Source organism: Saccharopolyspora elongata, assembly GCF_004348985.1.
Classification (GTDB): Bacteria; Actinomycetota; Actinomycetes; order Mycobacteriales; family Pseudonocardiaceae; genus Saccharopolyspora; species Saccharopolyspora elongata.
In genome coordinates this window covers 22455-40350 of the sequence record NZ_SMKW01000028.1, presented here as the reverse complement: position 1 = coordinate 40350, position 17896 = coordinate 22455, and the positions used below count along the sequence as shown (strand labels likewise).

Sequence of the window (17896 nt, the reverse complement as noted above, 5' to 3'; positions counted from 1 at the left end):
CCGCACCGCGGGTCTGGGAAGATCGGTCCCATGCGGGTGCTCGTGGTGGAGGACGAGAGGCGGCTGGCCGAGACGCTCCAGTGGGGCCTGGAGGCCGACGGCTACGCCGTGGACCTCGCCCACGACGGCGTGGAGGGGCTGGAACTCGCGCAGCTGTACCCCTACCAGGTGATCGTGCTGGACATCATGCTGCCGAAGCTCAACGGCTACCGCGTCTGCGCGACGCTGCGGAAAGGCGGCGTGAGCACGCCGATCCTCATGCTCACGGCCAAGAACGGGCGAGTACGACGAGGCCGAGGCGCTCGACACGGGAGCCGACGACTTCCTGAGCAAGCCGTTCTCCTACGTGGTGCTCACCGCACGGCTGCGCGCCCTCACCCGCCGGGGCGCGGCCGGTGCGGCCGCGGCGCTGGCGTTCGGTGACCTGGTGCTCGACCCCGCGAAGCGGACGTGCCGGCGCGCGGGGCAGCCGGTGGCGCTGACCGCGAAGGAGTTCGCGGTGCTTGAATGCCTGCTGCGGCACAAGGGCCAGGTGGTCGCCAAGCACGAGATCCTGGAGCAGGTGTGGGACCTGGCGTACCGGGGCGACCCGAACATCGTCGAGGTCTACGTGAGCGCGCTGCGGCGGAAGCTGGACGCGCCGTTCGGGCGGCGCACCATCGCCACGGTGCGCGGCGTCGGCTACCGGCTGGTGGCTGATGAATGGTGTCGGTGCGGCGGAGCACGGCCCTGTCGGCGGCGCTGCTGTGCATGTTCGTGTTCACACTGGGTTGGCTGGGGACGCGCGAGTTCCTGAGCAAGCAGCTGACCGATGACGCGGTGAACGCGACGCGAACCGAGCTGGACCGGATGGTCGCCGCTTACCGCGTCGGGTCCCTGGGTGACGGACGGGCCGCGCTGGCTGCGGCGATCCAGTCCGGCGACGCGATGTTCGAGGTCGTCGCGGACTCCGGGGAGGCGGTGGTGCGCAGCGAGAAGCTGCGCCGCCTGGATCCGGCGTGGAGGCCGCTGCCGCCTGCGCCGGCCGGGGCGCCGGCCGACTGGACGACCACGACGACCGCGACGCTGCGGCCCGGCGACCATCCGCATTGGCGCGAGTACCGCACGTACACCGTGCTGGGCCGCGTGGTCGACGACGTGCCCGCCGATCTGGTGGAGCCCACCGGCCGCGAAGGATCCACATTGGATGCAGAGCTGGCGGGCGCGGACCCGGCGAAGCGTCAGCGGCTCACGCTGTACCTGTTCGTGCTGCCCTGGAACGCGCTCGGCACGCTGCGCAACTTCGACGACACCCTGGCGGTCTTCGTCCCGCTCGCGGTGCTGCTCACGGCCTTGGCGGCGTGGTTCGCGGCCGGGCGCGCGCTGCGACCCGTGGAGGCGATCCGCCGGGAGCTCGCCGAGGTCAGCGAGAGCCGGTACGACCGGCGCGTGCCGGTGCCCCGCTCCCGCGACGAGGTGGCCCAGCTGGCGCGCACGACGAACGCGACCCTCGACCGCCTGCAGCGCGCGCACGACCAGCAGGAACGCTTCGTCGCCGACGCCAGCCACGAGCTGCGCAGCCCGCTCGCGAACCTGCGGGCCGGCCTGGAGGTCGCGCTCGCGCACCCGGACCGGGCGGACTGGCCCGACATAGCCCACCGGTCGTTGCTCGACGTCCAGCGCCTGCAGCGCATCACCGGCGACCTCCTGCAACTCGCCGTCGGTCCGGACGGACAGCCGGAGCCGTCGGCGGTCGTCGACCTCGCGGATGTGGTGACGGAACAGGTCGCCGAGCGCGCGTTCGACCCCGGCGGGCCCGCCGTGAGTTCCATTGTGGAGGGACCGGCGCCGGTGGTGGGAGAACCGGTGCAGCTCGAACGCCTGCTGCGGAACCTCCTGGACAACGCGGTGCGTCACGCGAGCTCCGTCGTCACCGTGCGAGTCGGCCGGCAGGCGGACGACGTCGTCCTCGAAGTTCTCGACGACGGACCCGGAATCCCGGTCGAGGACCGCGAAAGGGTCTTCGACCGCTTCGCCCGCCTGGACGACGCGCGCACCCGAGACGCGGGAGGTTCGGGCCTCGGCCTGACGCTCGCCCGCGACATCGCCACCCGGCACGGCGGAACCCTCCGGGTGGAGAACGGCGAAGCGGGAGCCAGGCTGGTCGCGAGGCTGCCCTCCGCCATGCGGGCAGAACTCGAACCCCTGGCCTGAGCCGCAGCTTTCGTGAGCGTGACGGGTTGTCCGACAGGGCTCCCACGGGCCGTACCAGAGGTTTTCCTCGCCCAGAGCCAGGCGGCCTGAACCGCAGTGCGTCCCAACCCCCAGCGACCGCCCACCGCCGCTTCGCGCTGTGGGGACTGTCCTTTGTGGGTGCTCGTGACCGGTGCCTACCCGAGTTTCGCGACGCCTTCGTAGTCGCCGACCACCGCGTCGCCGGTGACCTCGTACTCAAGGAGCAGCAGGCCTCGCGTCGTGGCCTCGTGCCGGACGAGTTGCAGGCCGGTCGCCGCGGCGGGATGGGTGAGCAGGCGTCGGCCCGTGCCGAGCACGGTGGGCGCCACGACCAGGCGGAGCGTGTCGACGAGCCCCATTGACAGCAGCGCGCTGCCGAGCCGGGCACTGCCGTGGACCTGCAATTCCCGCCCCGGCCGCGTCTTCAGTTCGCGGACCGCCTCTCCGGCATCGCCGCGGAGCACCGTGGTCGGCGGCCAGTTCCCCGCCTTGAGGGTGTTCGACACGACGAACTTCGGCAGCGAGTTCATCCGCTCGGTGAACGGGTCGTCGGGGTCGGTGATCGCCGGCCAATCGCGGGCGAACGCCGTGTACGTCCGCCGTCCGAGCAGCAGGCCATCGGCGTGGTCGAGCCATTCCGACGCGCGCCGGACGAACGCCTCGTCCATGTGCGGCACAAGCCAGCCACCCCGCGTGAAGCCGCCGCTGGTGTCCTCAGTGGACGAACCTGGTCCCTGGCTCACGCCGTCGAGGGTGACGAATTCCGTGACGGCGACCTTCACCGCCCGGTCTCGCCCTCGGCCAGCCGGGCGAGTTGGGCGGTGGTGGTGCCCCAGCCCTCGGCGAAACCCAGCTCGGCGTGCCGGGTGCGGGCGGCCGGGTCGCCATGGCGCACGACGATCCGGTAGTCGGTGCCGTCCGGGTGGTCCCGCAGGACGACCTCGGCGGTCATCGGGACCGGTGCGGGGCTGGCGGGGCGCCATCCGCTGTCGATCGCGTTGGTGAAGACGATCCGCTCGTACTCGTCCACCACGAGGAAGCACGCGTCCAGGTGCGGGACGAACGCGTCGCCGTCGTCGCTCATCAGCGTGACGAACGCGCCGCCGGGCCGGACGTCGAGGCGCTCGACGCGGCAGCGGGTCGGGGCGGGCACCCACCACTGCGCGAGGTTGGCCGGATCGGTCCACGCATCCCACACCTGCTTGCGGGGCGCGCGGATGACCCGGTCGATGCCGAGATCGAGTTCTAGGTTCACTGCTCCTCCTTCGGGTTGGTGACGAACCGCTCCAGGCGATCGGTCCGGTCCGTCCAGCTGCGCCGCTGCTCCGCCAGCCAGTCCTCGACGAGCGCGAACCGCTCCCGGTTGAGCTCGCAGATGCGCACCCGGCCGGACTTGGCCGTGCGGATCAGGCCGTTCGACTCGAGCACCCGCACGTGCTTCATGAACGACGGCAACGTCATGGGGGCGTCCCTGGCGAGGTCGCCGACGCTCGTCGGCCCGCGACCGAGCCGCCGGAGAACCGCGCGCCTCGTCGGGTCGGCGAGAGCGATGAACACGCCGTCGAGCACGGCCGAATACTGAGCCATGCGGCTAAGTATCAACCCATCCCAACACTTAGCGCAAGGGCAAAGTGTTGGTCCGCGCGCCGGCAGGCTGTGGCCGCACCGGGTTGGTCATCGCCTCGATGGATTCCCGCGCCGCTGCAGGCGGTAACCCTGCGGGGAGACGCCGAATTCACGTTTGAACGCCTTGGTGAATGCGAAATCGGAGGTGTAGCCGGCGCGTCGGGCTATGGCGGCGACCGGGGCGTCGGTGGTGCGCAGCTCTCGCGCTGCCAGCGTCATCCGCCACCACGTGAGGTAGGTGAGCGGCGGCATGCCGACGAGGTTCTTGAACTTCGAGGCGAAGGTGGCGCGGGACAGCCCGCAGGATTGAGCCAGCGACTCCACGGTCCAGGCCGCTTCGGGCCGACCGTGGATGGTGCGCAACGCGGCGAGGATCGTCGGGTCGTTCAACGCGGTCGCCCAGAGCCTGTCGGCCGTGTTGTTCTCTAGCCACTCGCGGATGATCAGGAGCAGGAGTGCGTCGATCAACGCGGGGACGATCACGTCGGCACCATGCCTTGCGCCTGCGAGTTCTGCGCCGAGGAGATCCACGGCCTGGCGCAGCGAGGTGTGCGCTCCGGCGATCGCCGGCAGGTGGATGACCGGTGGGAGTTCCAGGAGGAGCGGGTGGGTACGTCCGCGGTCCAGGAAATAGGCGGCGCAGAGGGTCTCGGTGACCGTGCCGTCGTCGCCGAGGTCGACGTCGTCGTTCTGCCCTACGTCGCGCTCGGAGAGGTCGAAGTCGACCGTCGGAGTCCCGGGCCGATCCGTCAGTGCGTACGTGCACTGCTGAGGAACGAGGACGACGTCACCGGGGGAGAGCGCGATCGGCGCTGATCCGGCGACGGTGAGCCAGCAAGTGCCGCGCAGGACGACGTGACAACCGGCCGCCTCGGCCGTCGAGAAGCGAACGCCCCACGGCGCCTGGCTTCGCCTGCGGGCGGCGTGGGGGCGCCCGGTGCGCATTGCGGTGAGCACGTCGCTCAGCACATCCATTCTGCGAACCTATCCGATCGTCTCGGTTGACCGGAGTTCTCGGACGTTCGGATAGGTGGTCCAGACGCATGGCCATTCTGCGTCCGCTCGATGCCGCCTACGTTCGTGGCCAAGGACGAGTGGCGGAGGTAGCGAATGCACATCGGTGTGATCGGAGCGAGCGGCAACATCGGGACGCGCGTCGTCGACGAGGCCCTGTCCCGCGGGCACGTGGTGCGGGCGTACAGCCGAAACGCCGACGGCATGGCAGAGGACCGGCCGAACATCACCTGGGCGAGTCTGGACGTCCTAGACGCCGACGCCATCGCCCGAGCCCTACCGGGACTCGACGTCCTGATCAGCGCGTTCCAACCCGGGAACGCCGCTCGCGACTTCCACGACACCGTGCGGCGGTCGATCGCCGACCCAGCGGTGTACGCGAACGCGGCGCGAGCGCTCCTCACTGCGCTCGACCGGCACCCTCGAACGCGGCTGATCGTCGTCGGCGGCGCGGGGAGCCTGGAGACGGAGCCGGGCGTCGTGCCGGCCGACGGCAACGACGACGTACTCGGAGAAGTGCTGGCGGAGATCGGCCTTCCGCGGGAGTACGCCGCAGCTGTCAGAGGACACCGCGACGCCCTCAACGCATACCGGCTGTCGAACCGCCTGTGGACCTACTTCAGCCCGGCGGCCGAGATCGCTCCCGGGGAGCGAACCGGACGTTTCCGGATCGGTGGCGACCAATTGATCACCGACGCCGACGGACGGAGCCGGATCTCGTTCGAGGACGCCGCGATCGCCCTGGTGGACGAGGCCGAGCTGCCGAAGTTCGTGCAGCGGCGCTTCACCATCGGCTACTGAACGGAGCGGTCACGTGGTCGGAATGTCCCTACTTCGTAGGCGGAGAAGGCTGGTCTTCGTTCGGGAGCGGGGAAAGCGACAGGACCCCGGGGGGTCCGGCCCACGGCCTGATGACCTCGCGGGGCGGTGGGTTGGTCGCGGGTGTGCACCTCTACCATTCCGTGGGTGGCCGCCTACGACGATCTCGACGTGTTCGAGCACCTGGACCCCTCGACCCTGCCGCTGCGCCAGCAGCGAATCCTGGTCACCATCCGGGATTGGGTGATACGGCACGGGTACTCGCCGAGCACTCGGCAGATCGGCGACGCCGTCGGCCTCCGGTCGTCCTCGTCGGTGTCGAAGCACCTGGCGAGCCTGGAGGAGAAGGGTTTCCTCAGGCGCAGCAACACGATGTCCCGGCCGATCGACGTGCGCGCGTTCCTCCGGGAACCGTCCACACGGGAGTCCGCCGAGCACTCGGTGCCCGTGCCGGTGGTCGGCGACATCGCCGCCGGTACGCCCATCTCGGCGGTGGAGCACGTCGACGACGTGCTGAACCTGCCCCGCGAGCTCACCGGGCGCGGCAATGTCTTCGGCCTCCGGGTGCGCGGTGACTCGATGATCGACGCCGCGATCTGCGACGGCGACATCGTCGTGGTGCGCCAGCAGTCCGAGGCCCACTCGGGCCAGATCGTCGCCGCGATGATCGACGACGAGGCCACCGTCAAGGTGTACCGCCGCCGCAACGGCCACGTGTACCTCGAACCGCGCAACCCGGCTTACGAGGTCATCGACGGCGACAAGGCCGTCGTGCTGGGCACGGTCGTCTCGGTGCTGCGCAGCGTCTGACGAGGTTTTTCCAACCTCGTTTCGGGTGGCGGTGCGGGTGGCGGAACCTCGGAAAAAACAGCCTCTACGGCCCCGGCGCGTTCATCGCGGGCGGGGATCCCGGGCGAGGGCGAAGCCGCTCGCCGCTGCGGCGAGCAGCAGGGCGGAGCCGAGGAGGTAGACGGCGGTGATGCCGAGCGCGTCGGCCAGGAGACCGCCGACGAGGAGGCTCACGAGCCTGCCCGCCTGGAACAGCGAGTCCAGGGCGGCGAAGACGCGCCCCCGCACCGTCTCGTCGGCGTGGGTCTGCACCAGGCTGGTGAAGGCGATGGTTCCCGTCGAGGTGCCCAGGCCGTAGAGCAGCAGCGACGCGGCGGCCAGAACGGGCCATGTCGTCACGGCCAGCAGCACGTTGACCAGGCCGCGCAGCCCGAACGAGGCGAACACGACGTTCGGGCCGACGCGGCCGCGCAAGGTCCGGGTCAGCAGGACGGGACCGGCGACGGCGCCGACGGCGACCGCCGCTAGCAGCCACCCGAAACCCTGCGGGCCGAGGCCGAGCCGCTCCCGGGCGAGGACGACGAGCAGGGCGCTGATGGCCCCGGCCGACAGCGCGGCGAGCAGCTGCGCGGCGGCCAGCGCCCGCAGCAGCCTGTCGGCGACGAGCAGGCGCGCGCCGTCGAGGGAGTCGCGCAGCCAGCCCCGGGTGATCGCGGCGGCGCGATGACCGGGCACCGCCATCCCGGCGAGCAACACGGCGCTGGCGGCGAAGGAAGCGGCGTTGACCCAGAACGCGACGGCGAAGCCGGCTGCCGCGGCGAGCGCTCCGGCCAGCGGTGCGAGCGCGATCTGGGCGATGATGGCGGTCGTCCAGACACCGGAGTTGGCGGCGACGAGCTCGCGCTCGCCGACCAGCGCGGGCAGCAGGCTGTTGGCGGCAGGGTTGAAGAACACCGCGGCGGCGGAGAGCGCGAACGCGATCGCGTAGATCGCGAACACGTGAGCCTCGACCAAGGGCAGCGTCGCGGCGAGGGCCACGCGGACCAGATCCGCCGAGATCATGATCCGCCGCCGGGGCCAGCGGTCGACGACGAAGCCCGCCAGGGGCGCCAGCAGCAGCACGGGCAGGACGTCGGCGATCACCACTCCGGCCACACCCGTTCCGGAGCCGGTTCGGTCCAGCACCAGCAGGAGCAGCGTCACCCCGGCCAGGACGTCCCCGGCTCGCGAGATCGCCGCGGCGGCCCACCACCGCCGGTAGACCGGGCGCGCGAGCAACGCCCGCACCGTGATCCGGTCGTGTTCCGCCGCTGGCATCGCGCGCCGGGTTGTCCGGTTCCTACCGGGTGTCGCGGGGATGCGGGCGCGGTGCGAGGACTTCCGCGACCGGCCTGGTCTCCGCGTTCGCGGCGCGCACCGCCTCGGCCACGATCTCGTGGTCCGGCGAGAGGATGCAGACCGGGTCGGTGCGCGCCGCGTCGCCGGTGAGCAGGAACGCCTGGCAGCGGCAGCCGCCGAAGTCGAATTCGCGGCGCGGGCAGCCGCGGCACGGCTCGGGCATCCAGCCGGTGCCGCGGAAGCGCTGGAACAACGGCGATTCCGCCCAGATCCACGCCAGCGACTTCTCGCGCACGTTCACGTGCGGCAGCGGCAGCGTGTGGGCGGCGGGGCAGGGCAGGGCGTCGCCGTTGGGCACCACGGTGAGCTGCAGCTTCCCCCAGCCGCCCATGCAGGGCTTGGGGAAGTCGAGGTAGTAGTCGGGGAGGATGTAGGTGAGCTCCGCCCGCCCCTCCAGGCGCTTCCGCGCGGCGCGCACCACCTGCTCCGCCCGCTCCACCTGCGTCCTGCTGGGCAGCAGCGCGGCGCGGTTGTGCAGGCCCCAGCCGTAGTACTGGGTGTTGGCGAGCTCGATGCGGTCGGCGCCCAGCCGCTCGACCAGCGCGATGATGTCGTCGATCCGGTCGATGTTCTGCCGGTGCAGGACGACGTTCACCGTCAGCGGCCAGCCCAGGTCCTTCACGGTCCGGGCCGCCGCGATCTTGCGGTCGAAGGAAGGAGTGCCCGCGATGCGGTCGGACAGGGCCGCCTCGTGGGCCTGGACGCTGATCTGCACGTGGTCGAGACCGGCGGTCCGAAGCTGCTCCGCCCGGCGCGGCGAGAGGCCGATCGCGCTGGTGATGAGGTTGGTGTACAGGCCCAGCTCGGCGGCGGTGCGCGCGATCTCCACCAGGTCCCGGCGCTGGAGCGGCTCCCCGCCGGAGAGGTGCAGCTGCACCACGCCGAGCTCGCGGGCCTCGGTCAGCACCCGGCGCCACTCCGCCGTGGTCAGCTCGTCGCCGTAGTCGGCGAGCTTGAGCGGGTTGGAGCAGTACGGGCAGTGCAGCGGGCACGCGTAGGTGAGCTCGGCCAGCAAACCGAACGGTCTAGTCATCCTCGGCCTCCACGTACCGCTTGACGGCGAGACGGGTGAGGAACTGCGCCACCTCGTCGTCGGCCACGTGGTCGTAGCGGGAGCTCAGCTTCGCCACGATCTCGGCGACCGTCCGCTGCCCGTCGCACAGGTCGAGGATGGCCGCGCCGGTCGTGTTCAGGACGGTCACCGACTCCGGGCCCAGCAGCATGTACTTCTTGCGGGACCGGTCGAACCCCAGGCGCACGTGCGGCGCCAGCCGGGGCCGGCTCGACGGGCGCACCGCCGTACTCATCGCGGTCTCGCGGCGTTGGTGGCCGGGCGCCGGGCTGCCGGCGCCCGGGGATCGACTGCCGGTCGTCCCACCGCGCCTAGTCCTCCAGCCGCGAGACGTACATCGTGACCTCTGAGGCGCATACGACTTCTTCGAACTCGGGCGTCTCCCATTCGACTTCGTCGAACTCCGGGGGCTCCCATTCGAGAAGACCGGACCGAGCAGCATCTGATCTCATGATTGGCACCTCCTCTCCGGCGACGAGCGTCCCCGGGCGGAGATCGGAGATCGGGGCAAGTGCCCGGCCGAGGCGAACGCGATGTCCGGTACCGGCGCTCACTGCGAACCGGCCCCCCCGACCTGGCCCGGACCCCCGACGCGTCCCCGCCGCGCGGGACCACCGCAGGTGCAGGATAGCCCCGCAGGAACGTCGCCGTAAGGGCACGGGAAACCCGAAATCTGCTGGTCAACAGCGATGTCGGTGCCGACGGCGCCTGGCCGGTGAGGCGGGTGGTGCTCGGGCGGTCAGGGGATGTCGGAGAGGTCGGGCTCGTCGGTGGCGATCGCGCTGTGCAGGCCCTCGTGGGCGGCTTCGGCGTTGGCCGCGGCGCGCGGCAGCATCGCCGCTTCGTAGCGGGCCACGGCGGTGGCGAGGTCGGGGGAGTCGATGACGGCACGGGCGAGGTCGGCGCCGTCGAGCATGGCCGTGTTGGCGCCGAGCCCGGAGATCGGCGACATGAGGTGCGCGGCGTCGCCGAGGAGCGTGACGCCGGGAACGGTGTCCCAGGCGTGCGGGACCGGTAGCGCGTACATGGGCCGGCGGACGAAGGTGTCGTCGCAACTGGCCATCAGGGCGCGCAGGCCGGGCGCCCAGTCGTGGAACATGTCGAGCAGCGCGGCGCGCACGGCGGCCGGGTCCGCGGCGTCGATGCCGCGATGGGCCGGCCAGTCGAGGTCTTCGCGGAAGATGACGTAGACGCGGATGTTGTTGCGCGCGTTGCGTTGTGCGAACAGGCCCTTGCCGTTGGCGGTGGCGAACATGGACCCGGGGCCGACGAGATCGGCGATACCGGGATAGGAGTCGGCGTCGCTGATCTGCACCTCGACGAACATGACGCCTTCGTAGAACGGCGTGGCCGGCGAGACGAGCGGGCGGACCCTGGACCAGGCGCCGTCGGCGCCGACGAGGAGATCGACCTCGGTGGTGTGCCCGTCGCGAAAGTGGAGCAGGTGGCGCCCGTTGCCGGTCGGCGTGGCGCGGTCGAGGGCGCTGCCGAAGCGGATCGTTCCCGGCGACAGGGAGCGGAGCAGGAGTTCGCGCAGGTCGCCGCGGTCGATTTCGGGGCTGTGCAGGTCGCCTTCGTCGGGGACCCGCCGCATGAGGACCGTGCCGTGCTTGTCGGCGGCGCGCATCTCCTGGCCTTCGGGCCTGGCGATCTCCAGGAAGTCCCCGAGCAGCCCGGCGGCGGCGAGCGCCGCCTGGCCGGTGTCCTCCTGCATGTCCAGGGTGCCGCCCTGGCCGCGGGCGTGCGCGGAGGTGTCGCGCTCGTAGACGGTGGGTGCGAGCCCGGCTCGCTGCAGGATGCGAGCGGCGGTGAGCCCTGCGGGCCCGGCGCCGATGATGGCTATGCGCGGGTGTGACTTGGTCATGGTCGTGCTCCGTTCCGGTGTGCGATGCGTGGTCGGGCCGGTTGCGCGGTGCTGCGCCGGTGGATCGGTGTCGATGGCCGCGATTCCCGGTACTTCCCCAGAGCCCGTCGGCTCGGCGGCCTCGGACGGCGCGGATCAGAGCTTCCGGGCGTCGCGCTGTGCGGACCGACCGAAGAACACCACATCGGGAGCAAAAGTGCAACTGTTCAACTTTTTAAACTGTTCCACTGTTGTGTACTGTGCGTTGCATGACGGAAGGCACGATGGGGCGGCGGGAGCGGAAGAAGGCGGCCACCCGCCAGGCGCTGGCAGACGCCGCCATGGAGCTTTTCCTCCAACGCGGCTTCGACCAGGTCAACGTCCGCGAGATCGCCGACGCCGCCGACGTGTCGACGACGACGCTGTTCAAACACTTCCCGAGCAAGGAGGCGCTCGTCTTCGACGAGGCCGTCGATCACGAGGCCGAACTCGTCGCGGCGGTCCGGGATCGCGCGCCCGGCGAGTCCGTCCCGGCCGCGCTGCGTCGGTACGTGCTGCGGGCGGTCGAGCGGGTCAGCAGTGATCCGCGGTGGGAGTCGTTCGTGGCGCTCAGCGAGTCCAGCAGTGCATTGCGCTCGTACGCCGACCGGATGTGGATGCGCCACCGGGCCGCGCTCGCCGCCGCGATCGCGGAACAGGCGGGACGTGCCGACGACGACCCCAGGTGCGCCGCCCTGGCGCATTTCGCGTTGCAAACTCGCGCGCTGGCTCGCGGTCCTCATTCCGGAGAAGTCGTCGCGGCGGCGTTCGACCTGCTCGAAAACGGTTGGCAGGTAGAATGACATCACTGTCCATTGTGGTGTCGGAACGCCGACAAGTGCTTCGTGGCGTGGTCCGTTGGTCGGCAGCGACGTCCGTCTCAACTGGTGAACACGGTTTGCGGGCGACTATCGAGCCGCTACTCTTCGGCTCATGATCCGCTTGGTAATCCGCCGGCACGTCGACTACGTGCGCGTGACCACTTCGGCGTGTTGATCTCCTGATCCTCGGGCCATCGCCCTGGATTTTCGCAGTTCTGCGCTGCTTCTCAGGTCTCGTGAGCGTTTTGGATCGTGATAGCGATCCAAAACGCTCACGACCAGTTACCGCGGAACCGTGAATCGCCTTTCTCGCAACGCTTCTCGGCGGACCCCCGTCGACCACTCCCAGGCCGCGTCGCCGCGCTGCGGCCGGCGCATGCCGCTTTGCTCAGGAGACACGCATGAGTGCTGACGCTTCTTCCGCCGCCCTCGACCAGTCCGCCTGGTCGTTCGACACGCTGCAGGTGCACGCCGGCGCCCAGCCAGACCCGGCGACCGGTGCGCGCGCAGTGCCGATCTACCAGACCACCTCGTACGTCTTCCGGGACACCGAACACGCCGCGAACCTGTTCAACCTCAGCGAATCCGGCAACATCTACACGCGGATCAACAACCCCACCCAAGAGGTCCTCGAGAACCGCGTGGCCGCGCTGGAAGGCGGCGTGGCGGCGGTGGCGCTGGCGTCCGGCCAGGCCGCCGAGACGCTGACCATCCTCACCCTGGCGCAGGCCGGGGACCACGTGGTGTCCAGTTCTTCGCTGTACGGCGGCACCCACAACCTCCTCCGGCACACGCTGCCGAAGCTGGGCATCGAGGTCAGCTTCGTCGAGGACCCCGACGACCTCGACGCCTGGCGGGCCGCCGCGCGCCCGAACACGAAGCTGTTCTTCGCCGAAACGCTCGGCAATCCGCGGGCGAACGTGCTGGACGTACGGGCCGTCGCCGACGTGGCGCACGAGGCCGGGGTCCCGCTCGTCGTCGACAACACCATCGCGACGCCGTACCTGCTGCGGCCGATCGAGCACGGGGCGGACATCGTCGTGCACTCGGCGACGAAGTACCTCGGCGGCCACGGCGCGGCCATCGGCGGCGTGGTCGTCGACGGCGGCACCTTCGACTTCGGCGCCCATTCCGAGCGGTTCCCGGGATTCGTCGAGCCCGACCCGTCCTACCACGGCCTGCAGTACTGGCCCGCCCTCGGCCACGGCGCCTTCGCGGCGAAGCTGCGGGTGCAGGGGCTGCGCGACCTCGGCCCCGCCATCTCGCCGTTCAACGCCTTCCTCCTGTTGCAAGGGCTGGAAACGCTGTCGCTGCGGATCGAGCGGCACACGCGCAACGCGCAGATCCTCGCCGAATGGCTCAGCGAGCGCGACGAGGTCGAGTCCGTGCACTACGCCGGTCTCACCTCCAGCCGGTGGTACGAGGCCGGGCAGAAGTACCTGCCTCGCGGTGCGGGTGCCGTCGTGTCGTTCGAGCTGCGCGGCGGCACGTCCGCCGGGCGCGCATTCGTCGACGGCGTGCAGCTTTTCAGCCACTTGGTGAACATCGGCGACGTGCGCAGCCTCATCGCGCACCCGGCGAGCACCACGCACAGCCAGCTCAGCGAGCAGGACCAGCTGCTCGCCGGTGTCACCCCGGGCCTCGTCCGGTTGTCCGTGGGCATCGAAGCCGTCGAGGACCTCAAGGCCGACCTCGAAGCCGGTTTCCGCGCGGCCAAGGCCGAGCTGGAGCGATGAGCCGACCGCAGGCGACCGGCTCCCTTCCCGCCACCGGGGCATGGCGGGAAGGGAGCCCGGCCGGTCGGCGCCGGTGGCTGCGCCTGCGCGAGCCGCTTCGGCTGGAGGCGGGCGGCGAACTCCCGGCGGCCAGCCTGGCGTACGAGACGTGGGGAAGTCTCGACCGTGACGCCTCGAACGCGGTGCTCGTGCTGCACGCCCTGACCGGCGACAGCCACGTCGCCGGTCCGGCCGGTGACGGCCACCCGAGCCCGGGCTGGTGGGACGCGCTCGTGGGGCCGGGCCGGGCGCTGGACGCCGATCGATGGTTCGTCGTCGCCCCGAACGCGATCGGCGGCTGCCAGGGCAGCACCGGCCCGGCGGGTGCCGCGCCCGACGGAAGGCCTTGGGGCGGCAGGTTTCCCGCGATCACCGTGCGGGACGCGGTGCGCGCGGAGGCGCGGCTCGCCGACGAGCTCGGGGTGCGGTCGTGGGCGGCGGTGATCGGCGGCTCGTTCGGTGGGATGCGTGCGCTGGAATGGGCCGCCACCTACCCGGACCGGGTGTCGGCGGCGCTGCTGCTGAGCTGCTGCGCCGTGGCCTCGGCGGAGCAGATCGCCTGGTCCTCGGCGCAGATCCAGGCGATCCGCGCGGATCCGGACTGGCTGGGCGGCGACTACCACGACCTGCCTGCCGGTCGCGGCCCGCACGCCGGGCTGGGCGTGGCCCGGCGGATCGCGCACATCACCTACCGCAGTCCGCAGGAGCTCCAGGACCGCTTCGGCATCGACCACCAGGACGGCGAAAGCCCCTGGAACGGCGGCCGGTACGCCGTTGAGTCCTATTTGGACCACCACGCCGAGAAGCTGGTGCGGCGCTTCGACGCGGCCAGCTACGTGACGCTGGCCCAGGCGATGTCCGGGCACGACGTCGGCCGGGGGAGAGGCGGCGTCGAGGCGGCGCTGAGCCGGATCCGGGCCCGGACCTGCGTCGCCGGTGTGGACAGCGATCGCCTCTTCCCGCTGCACCAGCAGCGCCGTCTCGCCGAGGGAATTCCCGGCGCCGGACCGCTGCGCACCATCACCTCGCCGCACGGCCATGACGGGTTCCTCATCGAGACCGCGCAGGTCGCCGAGCTGGTCCGCGAACTGCTGCCGAACCGCAGCCTGGAACCGGCCGAGCGAGGTGCGAGATCCGGTGGCAGTTGATCGCGCTGGTCACTCCGGCTGCGAGTACTTTCCGCTGCTGCAGGGCCTGTTTCGGGCGGGTCGCGGTCGGGCGGCAGGTGCCCGCGGAGCGCGGAACCACCTTCCGGCGCCACAGCTATCGAGGTGAACGGCCCGTTTGCCTCGTCTATCGGGGTGAGGAGTCCGTTCACCGCGTGCTGGTGGTGCGGTCCGGTGTTGGGGTGGTTGGGGTGAACGGCCCGTTCGCCTCGTCTATCGGAGCCGACAGGCCGTTCACTCCACATCTGCCAGCACGGATCCACCACCGCGTGAACGAGTGCCCGGGATTCTTTTGCAGCGACGCAGAGCTCTCACGGCTTCAGCTGTTCGCGGGAGGTGACGCCGAGCTTTCGCAGCACCCTCGCCGCATGCTGCTCGACGGTGCGCGGTGAGAGGAACAGGATTCCGGCGATCTCGCGGTTGGTGTGCCCGCAGGCGAGCAGCCTGGCCACCTCTTCCTCGCGCGGCGACAGCTCGTCGCCGTACCCCCGGCGGCCCCGGCGGGAGGGCTTGCCGCCGCCCGCGCCGCGCAGCAGGTGGCGGCACCTGGCCGCGTCGCGCGTGGCTCCGAGGCGGTCGAACACGTCGACCAGCGCGGAGAGCTCTTCGCTCGCCGGTCCCGGATCGGTGGGCAGCAGGCACGTGGCCGCTCGTTCGGCGACCATCGCCGCGTAGTAGGGCACCGGCAGTTCCTCGTAGTGCGCGACCGAATCGCGGTAGTGCGCCATCGCCGCGGTCAGGTCTCCCCGGTGTTCGGCCAGCCGCCCGCGGCACTGGGCCAGCGCCGCCACCGCGAGCGGCACGCCCGAACCCGCGATTCCGGCGGCGATCTCGTCCACCACTCGCGCCGCGTCCGCTTCGCGGTCCGCCGCCAGGTACACCGCGACCGCAACCGGGCCCAGTTCGCCGCTCCACGCCCAGACCCCCTTGCGCCGCAGGATGTCCAGCCCGCGGTCGACGTCCGCGCACGCCTTCGCCGGCTCGTCCTGGGAAAGCAGGGTCCAGGCCAGTCCCGCGCAGCCGGCGATCGCGACCGGGCTGATCGCCTCGTCCGGGGCGAAGGCACCGGTTTCGGTGAGGTGGCTGGTCGCGGTCGCCCACTCGCCGCGGGCCGCCGCGAGCGAACCCAGCACCAGGCTCAGCTCGCTGACCACCGGGAACAGGTCCCGGTACTCGTCGAGCATCCGGCGCGCCCGCTCGTCGAGCCCGGCCCACTCACCGGCCAGCCAGTCCAGCCGGGTCCGGGTGGCCCGGGCCGTGCTGATCACGAACGGGGCGCCGCAGCGGGTGGCGATCCGCAGGCCGCCACGCAGCAGCTCGTCGGCGATCCGCAGGTGCCCGGTCCACTCGCACGCGTCGGCCAGGTTGCAGCGCAGCCGCGCGAGGTGGCGCTGCTCGCCGACCGTCGCCACCTCCTCCGGCAGCTCGTCGAGCGAGGCGAGCACGGTGGCGTCGCCGAGGTGCATGCGCGAGCCGAACTCGTTGGCCTGCAACGACAACCGCAGTTCGCCAGCGGCCTTCGACCGGTACTCGGTGAGCCGCGCGAGCCACGGCCGGATCTCGTCGAGCGAGGTCTGCCCGACGTAGGGCATCGCGAGCACCGCGGTGCCGCGCGCGGCCAGGTCCGGGCGCTCCGACAGCTCGTTGATCGCCCGCTCGACCTCCGAACGGGCCTCCACCAGCCCGCCGGCCTGCCGCAGCAACAGCAGCCCCCGGTACAGCCGCACCTCGCCGCGCGCCGACGTGGACAGCCGCCGGTCGCTGAGCAGCCGCTCCAGCGTTTCGGTCGGATCGAGCTGGTCCAGGCCGGTGTGCGCGATCTGCCCGAGCTTGATCGCGAGCCGGTCGACGTGCTCGGCGGGCAGCTCCGGCTCCTTCAGCAGCCGCTGCAGCAGCTCGGTGGCGGTCGCCGCGTCGCCGATCTCGGCGGCCCGGTCGGCGGCCGCCTCCCCGTAGGAAAGCCACTCCGACACCCGGCCGGCGCGCTCGCTGTGCTCGGCGAGCTGCTTCAGCGGTTTGGGCTCGACCCCGGCCAGCACGTCGATCGCGCGCGCGTGCAGGTGCGCGCGATCCGGGCCGGTGATGGTGTCGTAGACGGCTTTCCTGGCCAGCGAATGCCGAAAGCCATAACCGCCGTCCAGCTCGTGCAGCACGTGACCGCTCAGCGCGTGCGTCAGCGCGGTGCGCAGCCGCGGCTCCGGGACGCCGGCGACCGCGCCGAGCAGGCCCTCCGTCGCGGGCGCGCCGAGCACCGCGGCCGTCTCGACGAGCCTGGTCGCCGCGGTCGGCAGCACGGCAAGCCTTTCGGCCATCGCATCCCGCAGCAGCACCGGCACCTCGACCGCGTCGAGCAGCCGGCGGGCGGCGGCGCCGTCGGTGCGCACCGTACCGACGGTGTTGCGCAGCGCCCGCAACGTTTCTTCGACGACGAACGGGACTCCGGCCGTGCATTCGTGCAGCCGGGCGGCGAACTCCGCGGACACCTGCTTCTCGCCGAGGATCGCCTCGGTCAGCGCGCGGACGTCGTCGACGCCGAGCGGGCTCAGCGCCAGCACCACGCTGACCACGCCGTTGGGCGGCCGGTAGGCGCCGCCCAGCGGCAGGCCGCCGGGCACGTCCTCGCGCCGGTAGGTCACCACGATCGTCAGGTTCGGCGGCGGGTCGCTCATCAGGAACCGCACCAGCTGCCGGGTGCCGTCGTCGGCCCACTGCAGGTCCTCGATGGCGAGCAGCACCGGGCCCAGCGCGCCGACCAGCTCGCGCACGGCGCGGAACAACCGGTGCCGCTCCGCGCGCGGGTCGCCGAGCGGGTCCGGCGCCGGCGGCAGGTGCTCGGCGATCTCCGGGAGCAGCGGGCCGAGGACGCCGGTGACCGGGCTCAGCTCCGGCCGGCGCGCGGGCCTCGCGCCGCGCAACGCCTCCAGAACCGCCCCGTACGGGAACGGTTCGCCTACCTGACGGCAGTACCCGATGAGCGACGTGGCCGGTCCGAGCTCGCCGGCGAGCACCTCGGTCAGCAGCCGGCTCTTGCCGACCCCGGCCTCGCCCTCGATCAGCACCACGGCCGGGTGCAGCACGGCCACTGCCTGCAGCGATGCCAGCTGCTCGGCGCGCCCGACCAGCACCGGTGAGCTGGTGCGGATCTGCGGGCGAACGGGGCGCCGGGTGCGTGCCATGTGCTCTCCCCTCGCCGAAAGACAGGTACCCCTACGTAATGAAACACGGATTGATCATCGTGAGGGCATCAGTCGATCGTGTCGGAAATGGCTGTGCGTCACCACCTCCGTATGGCAGCCATAACTGAAGAGGGAGCACCCGAC

The 17896-nt window shown here is 71.4% G+C and carries 16 protein-coding genes and 1 pseudogene; 7 read left to right on the top strand and 10 right to left on the bottom strand.

Annotated features, from left to right (window positions below; genetic code table 11):
- Positions 1-30: 30 nt before the first annotated feature.
- Positions 31-694: pseudogene (locus E1288_RS21285) on the top strand (response regulator transcription factor); the annotation flags it as partial.
- 8 nt (positions 695-702) lie between these two features.
- Positions 703-2193: a sensor histidine kinase gene (locus E1288_RS21280; RefSeq protein WP_132487765.1), complete on the top strand. Its 1491-nt coding sequence runs from the start codon at positions 703-705 to the stop codon at positions 2191-2193.
- Positions 2194-2369: 176 nt separating this feature from the next.
- On the opposite strand, the gene E1288_RS21275 is transcribed toward E1288_RS21280, so the two are convergent.
- The 4 genes from E1288_RS21275 to E1288_RS21260 all read right to left on the bottom strand — a co-directional run bounded on the left by E1288_RS21275 (position 2370) and on the right by E1288_RS21260 (position 4815).
- A complete protein-coding gene (locus E1288_RS21275) occupies positions 2370-2996 on the bottom strand; it encodes a dihydrofolate reductase family protein (protein WP_132487763.1) in 627 nt (208 codons plus the stop codon).
- On the bottom strand, positions 2993-3469 hold the full coding sequence (locus tag E1288_RS21270) for an SRPBCC domain-containing protein (protein WP_132487761.1): 477 nt from the start codon (positions 3467-3469) through the stop codon (positions 2993-2995). The genes E1288_RS21275 and E1288_RS21270 overlap by 4 nt, the downstream gene beginning before the upstream one ends.
- Positions 3466-3801: an ArsR/SmtB family transcription factor gene (locus E1288_RS21265; RefSeq protein WP_132487759.1), complete on the bottom strand. Its 336-nt coding sequence runs from the start codon at positions 3799-3801 to the stop codon at positions 3466-3468. Before E1288_RS21265 ends, E1288_RS21270 begins: the two co-directional genes overlap by 4 nt.
- A gap of 87 nt (positions 3802-3888) precedes the next feature.
- Positions 3889-4815: an AraC family transcriptional regulator gene (locus E1288_RS21260; RefSeq protein ID WP_132487757.1), complete on the bottom strand. Its 927-nt coding sequence runs from the start codon at positions 4813-4815 to the stop codon at positions 3889-3891.
- A 135-nt stretch (positions 4816-4950) separates the two neighbouring features.
- On the opposite strand from E1288_RS21260, the gene E1288_RS21255 reads away from it, so the two are divergent.
- Both E1288_RS21255 and lexA read left to right on the top strand, forming a co-directional pair.
- Entirely contained in the window at positions 4951-5655 is a 705-nt protein-coding gene (locus E1288_RS21255; protein ID WP_132487755.1) for an NAD(P)-dependent oxidoreductase, read from the top strand.
- A gap of 165 nt (positions 5656-5820) precedes the next feature.
- Positions 5821-6483: a transcriptional repressor LexA gene (lexA, locus tag E1288_RS21250; RefSeq protein ID WP_132487753.1), complete on the top strand. Its 663-nt coding sequence runs from the start codon at positions 5821-5823 to the stop codon at positions 6481-6483.
- An 81-nt stretch (positions 6484-6564) separates the two neighbouring features.
- Here the strand turns inward: lexA and E1288_RS21245 are convergent, their stop codons facing one another.
- The 5 genes from E1288_RS21245 to E1288_RS21225 form a co-directional block, all read right to left on the bottom strand.
- Positions 6565-7779 carry an MFS transporter gene (locus E1288_RS21245; RefSeq protein WP_132487751.1) on the bottom strand — a complete coding sequence of 405 codons (1215 nt, stop codon included), beginning with the start codon at positions 7777-7779 and terminating at the stop codon, positions 6565-6567.
- A 22-nt stretch (positions 7780-7801) separates the two neighbouring features.
- Positions 7802-8893, bottom strand: coding sequence for a pyrroloquinoline quinone biosynthesis protein PqqE (gene pqqE, locus E1288_RS21240; protein WP_132487749.1), 1092 nt, complete (start codon positions 8891-8893; stop codon positions 7802-7804).
- Positions 8886-9167 carry a pyrroloquinoline quinone biosynthesis peptide chaperone PqqD gene (gene pqqD, locus E1288_RS21235; protein ID WP_132487748.1) on the bottom strand — a complete coding sequence of 94 codons (282 nt, stop codon included), beginning with the start codon at positions 9165-9167 and terminating at the stop codon, positions 8886-8888. Before pqqD ends, pqqE begins: the two co-directional genes overlap by 8 nt.
- 76 nt (positions 9168-9243) lie before the next feature.
- Complete coding sequence (gene pqqA, locus E1288_RS21230) at positions 9244-9384, bottom strand: pyrroloquinoline quinone precursor peptide PqqA (RefSeq protein WP_132487746.1); 141 nt, start codon at positions 9382-9384, stop codon at positions 9244-9246.
- A 287-nt stretch (positions 9385-9671) separates the two neighbouring features.
- Positions 9672-10796 carry an FAD-dependent oxidoreductase gene (locus E1288_RS21225; RefSeq protein ID WP_132487744.1) on the bottom strand — a complete coding sequence of 375 codons (1125 nt, stop codon included), beginning with the start codon at positions 10794-10796 and terminating at the stop codon, positions 9672-9674.
- A gap of 248 nt (positions 10797-11044) precedes the next feature.
- Here E1288_RS21225 and E1288_RS21220 point away from each other — a divergent pair, with 248 nt between their 5' ends.
- The 3 genes from E1288_RS21220 to metX all read left to right on the top strand — a co-directional run bounded on the left by E1288_RS21220 (position 11045) and on the right by metX (position 14558).
- Positions 11045-11617: a TetR/AcrR family transcriptional regulator gene (locus tag E1288_RS21220; RefSeq protein WP_207954472.1), complete on the top strand. Its 573-nt coding sequence runs from the start codon at positions 11045-11047 to the stop codon at positions 11615-11617.
- Between the two features lie 419 nt (positions 11618-12036).
- The gene (locus E1288_RS21215; RefSeq protein ID WP_132487742.1) at positions 12037-13371 is read left to right on the top strand and encodes a bifunctional o-acetylhomoserine/o-acetylserine sulfhydrylase; all 1335 of its coding nucleotides are present in this window, start codon (positions 12037-12039) and stop codon (positions 13369-13371) included.
- Complete coding sequence (gene metX / locus E1288_RS21210) at positions 13368-14558, top strand: homoserine O-acetyltransferase MetX (RefSeq protein WP_132487740.1); 1191 nt, start codon at positions 13368-13370, stop codon at positions 14556-14558. The genes E1288_RS21215 and metX overlap by 4 nt, the downstream gene beginning before the upstream one ends.
- Before the next feature lie 329 nt (positions 14559-14887).
- Here the strand turns inward: metX and E1288_RS21205 are convergent, their stop codons facing one another.
- The gene (locus tag E1288_RS21205; protein ID WP_235883710.1) at positions 14888-17752 is read right to left on the bottom strand and encodes an ATP-binding protein; all 2865 of its coding nucleotides are present in this window, start codon (positions 17750-17752) and stop codon (positions 14888-14890) included.
- Positions 17753-17896: the final 144 nt, after the last annotated feature.